The sequence below is a fragment of the Streptomyces prasinopilosus genome, from assembly GCF_001419695.1.
Classification (GTDB): domain Bacteria; phylum Actinomycetota; class Actinomycetes; order Streptomycetales; family Streptomycetaceae; genus Streptomyces; species Streptomyces prasinopilosus.
In genome coordinates this window covers 1-4,152 of the sequence record NZ_LIRG01000948.1, presented here as the reverse complement: position 1 = coordinate 4,152, position 4,152 = coordinate 1, and the positions used below count along the sequence as shown (strand labels likewise).

Here is a 4,152-nt window from a genome sequence, read left to right as displayed (position 1 = left end):
GCGGCCTTGCGGGTGCGGCGGACCCGGGGCTTCGCCTCGGCCGTCTCCGGACCGGCCTCGGAAGCGGCCTGCGCCGGGATGCCGGCCGGGTCCGCGGTGGCCGCGGTGGCCTTGCGGGTGGTACGGCGGCGGGGCTTGGCCTCGGTCACCTCGGCGGCCTCGGTCGTGTCGGCGGCCTTGGCGGCCGCCGTCTTCCTGGTGCGCTTGGGCTTCGCCTCGGCCGGGGCGTCCACCGCGGCCTCCGGCTCCTGCACGGCGGTGGCCGCCTTGCGGGTGCGGCGCGGCTTGGCCTCGGCGGCCTCGGCCGTGTCCACGGCCGTCTCCGCCTCGGCGGTGGCCTTGCGGGTGCGGCGGACCCGGGGCTTCGCCTCGGCCGTCTCCGGACCGGCCTCGGAAGCGGCCTGTGCCGGGATGTCGACGGCGGTCGCGGCGGCCTCGGTGGCCTCCGGAGCCGCAGCGGCCTTGCGGGTGCGGCGGCGGGGCTTGGCCTCCGCGGTCTCCGTGCCCTCCGCGGTGCCGGCGACGGCCTCGGCCACGGGGGCCTCGGCCACGCTCTTGCGGGTGCGGCGCGGCTTGGCCGGAGCCGGTTCCGGCGCGGACTCGACGGGCGCCTCGGCGGCGTCCACCACCGTTTCGGCGGCCGAGGGCGCGGCCGTGGCCTTGCGGGTCCGGCGGCGACGCGGCTCGGCGGGAGCCTCGGGCTCCCCGGCCTCCGGGGCCGTACCGGTCACGGCGGTGCCCTCGGCCGACGGGGCGACGGCGACCGCCGGGCCGGCCTCGACCGGCGAACCGGCCGGGGCCGCGGTGTCGGCGGCCGCCGTCTCCGCGGACCCGCGGGTCCGGCGGCGACGCGGCTTCGACGGGGCCCCGGAGTCCTCCGGGTGCTCCGGGGCGTCCGAGGAGGTGCCCTCCACCGTCGCGACAGCGGCCTCGGCGGACTCCACGGGGCCGGTGGCGGACTCGACCGCGGTCACCGGGGCGGCCTCGGCCGAGGCTCCGCCGCGCATGCGGCGACGGCGGCGCGGGGTGCGGGGAGCCGTACCGGCCTCCGCCTCACCGGTGCTCTCGGCGGCCGGGGCCGCCGGCTGCTGCGCCGGCTCGCCCAGCGGCGTACCGCCGCGCGTACGGCGACGGCGGCGCGGCGTACGGGCCGGACGTTCCTGCTCGGCGGACCGGGAGTCGTCCCGCTCGCCCCGGCCGCCGCGCTCGCCCCGGCCGTCGCGCTCGCTCCGGCCACCGCGTCCGCGCGGGCCGCCACGGCCGCCCGGCTCGCCCAGGTCCTCCAGCACCTCCGCGTCGAGCCCGGCGCGGGTGCGCTCCGAACGCGGCAGGACACCCTTCGTGCCCTCGGCGATCCCGAGGTCGGTGAACAGGTGCGGGGAGGTGGAGTACGTCTCCGGCGGGTCGCCGAAGCCGAGGTCCAGCGCCTTGTTGATCAGCTGCCAGCGCGGGATGTCGTCCCAGTCGACGAGGGTGATCGCCGTACCCTTCGCCCCCGCGCGGCCGGTACGGCCGATGCGGTGCAGGTACGTCTTCTCGTCCTCGGGGGACTGGTAGTTGATGACGTGCGTGACACCCTCGACGTCGATGCCGCGGGCGGCGACGTCGGTGCAGACGAGCACGTCCACCTTGCCGTTGCGGAAGGCGCGCAGCGCCTGCTCGCGGGCGCCCTGGCCGAGGTCGCCGTGGACCGCGCCGGAGGCGAAGCCGCGCTGCTTGAGCTGGTCGGCGAGGTCGGCGGCGGTGCGCTTGGTGCGGCAGAAGACCATGACCAGGCCCCGGCCGTCCGCCTGGAGTATCCGCGAGACCATCTCGGGCTTGTCCATGTTGTGCGCGCGGTAGACGAACTGCGTGGTGTTCGCGACGGTCGCGCCCTCGTCGTCCGGCGCGGTGGCGCGGATGTGCGTGGGCTGCGACATGTAGCGGCGGGCCAGTCCGATGACCGCGCCCGGCATCGTCGCCGAGAACAGCATGGTCTGGCGGCGGGCCGGAAGCAGGTTGATGATCCTCTCGACGTCGGGCAGGAAGCCCAGGTCGAGCATCTCGTCGGCCTCGTCGAGGACGAGGGCCCTGACGTCCTTCAGGTTCAGCTTCTTCTGCCCGGCCAGGTCGAGCAGCCGGCCCGGGGTGCCGACGACCACGTCGACGCCCTTCTTCAGGGCTTCGACCTGCGGCTCGTAGGCCCGGCCGCCGTAGATCGCGGAGACACGGACGTTGCGCACCTTGCCGGCGGTCAGCAGGTCGTTGGTCACCTGCGTGCACAGCTCGCGGGTGGGGACGACGACGAGCGCCTGCGGCGTGTCGGTGAGGTCCTCGGGCTTCGCGCGGCCCGCCTCCACGTCCGCGGGGACGGTCACGCGCTCGAGGAGCGGAAGACCGAAGCCCAGCGTCTTTCCGGTGCCGGTCTTGGCCTGGCCGATGACGTCCGTGCCCGACAGGGCCACGGGGAGCGTCATCTCCTGGATGGGGAAGGGGGTGGTGATGCCGACGGCTTCAAGGGCTTCGGCGGTCTCGGGGAGGATCCCGAGCTCTCGGAACGTAGTCAGGGTGCTGCCTCTTCTTGTGTGCGCGGTGCGAGGCGAGCGCGGGGGTCGTCTATGGACCGTGCCGGGGACGTCGGCTGCCTTACGGGAATGCCGTAGGGCACGGGACCACTGCCGACGCTCTAGCGCTCGTACCGCTGAGGGTCCCTCCGATCGTCGTACGCGATGTGCCGTACGGTCAGGGAGAGCGGTCGGGGCGGAGCCGATCGGGCCTCCGACCGGGCATCCTCATACACGCGCCCTGCCGACTACGTCAGAGTATTCGGCGGGCGCATTACCACCATACCCCGAATTCGCGCACACGCCATGGCCGATTCGGCCACGTAGCCGTCGTCACACGTGTTGACCAGCGCCTTACGGCCCGCGACGAGCGGGCTATTGTGCGGATTATGACGAGCTCTGACAAGCCTGACCGCGCCGAGGACACCCCCGGCACCGCCGCGCCGACCGGCGTCGCCGCCCTGGACTGGGCGGCCGCCTCCGCCGATCCCCAGTACCGCGCGGCCATCGTCGACCTGCTCGGCGCGCTCGCGTACGGGGAGCTGGCGGCGTTCGAACGGCTCGCGGACGACGCCAAACTGGCCCCCACGCTCGAGGACAAGGCGGAACTGGCGAAGATGGCGTCGGCCGAGTTCCACCACTTCGAGCGGCTGCGCGACCGCCTGGCCGGCATCGGCGAGGAGCCGACCGTCGCGATGGAACCGTTCGTCGCCGCGTACGAGGGCTTCCACAAGCAGACCGCGCCCTCCGACTGGCTCGAGGGACTCGTCAAGGCCTACGTCGGCGACTCGATCGCCAGTGACTTCTACCGGGAGGTCGCGGTCCGGCTGGACTCCGACACCCGCGCGCTGGTGCTGTCCGTGCTCGACGACACCGGGCACGGCGGATTCGCCGTGGAGAAGGTGCGCGCGGCGATCGACGCGGACCCGCGCGTGGGCGGGCGGCTCGCCCTGTGGGCGCGCCGGCTGATGGGCGAGGCACTGTCCCAGTCGCAGCGGGTGGTGGCCGACCGGGACGCGCTGTCCACGATGCTCGTCGGCGGAGTCGCGGACGGCTTCGACCTCGCCGAGGTCGGCCGGATGTTCTCCCGGATCACGGAGGCCCACACCAAGCGGATGGCGGCCCTGGGACTGGCGGCCTGAGAGCCGCCCGGCTCCGCCCCGGCACGGGGCGCCGACGGCCGGTCAGGCGGTCGCCGACCGGCCGCGGAGCCTGCCCGCGGGGCGCAGGAGCAGCGACAACGACGCCACGGAGAGGACCGCCGCGCCGACCAGGACCGTCAGCAGGCTGCCCGCGTCCAGCGCGCCGTGCGTGAGGAAGGCGCCCAGCAGTGCCCCGACCGCACCGGTCGACAGGACCAGGGGGCGGGCGGGGAGGCGGTGCGGCAGACGGCGCGTGGCCGCCCATGCCAGAACCAGGCCCAGGATCACTGAACCGAGCGCTTCCAAGAGCATGTCGGGGTCCCTCCCACGTGGCCGGTCTGTTCACATCGTCGTAGCCCGTACTACCCCTGACCTGCGGAATCCAATCCTCCCAGGTAGGGATGTTCTGTCCCTTCCGTGCGGGTGGGGACGGCGGCGCGCGGCGGGGGGAACGGCCGGGACGAAGG

General features: G+C 74.6%; 3 protein-coding genes. 1 reads left to right on the top strand and 2 read right to left on the bottom strand.

Annotation, left to right across the window (positions count from 1 at the left end; all coding sequences use genetic code 11):
- On the bottom strand, positions 1-2,456 hold a 2,456-nt coding region (locus AOK18_RS28900), incomplete at its 3' end, for a DEAD/DEAH box helicase (RefSeq protein WP_055696232.1).
- A gap of 476 nt (positions 2,457-2,932) precedes the next feature.
- Between AOK18_RS28900 and AOK18_RS28895 the strand changes: the two genes are divergently transcribed.
- The gene (locus AOK18_RS28895; RefSeq protein WP_055572466.1) at positions 2,933-3,685 is read left to right on the top strand and encodes a ferritin-like fold-containing protein; all 753 of its coding nucleotides are present in this window, start codon (positions 2,933-2,935) and stop codon (positions 3,683-3,685) included.
- 42 nt (positions 3,686-3,727) lie between these two features.
- Here AOK18_RS28895 and AOK18_RS28890 read toward each other — a convergent pair whose 3' ends face one another.
- Entirely contained in the window at positions 3,728-3,997 is a 270-nt protein-coding gene (locus tag AOK18_RS28890) for a hypothetical protein (RefSeq protein WP_055572467.1), read from the bottom strand.
- Between the last annotated feature and the right edge of the window lie 155 nt (positions 3,998-4,152).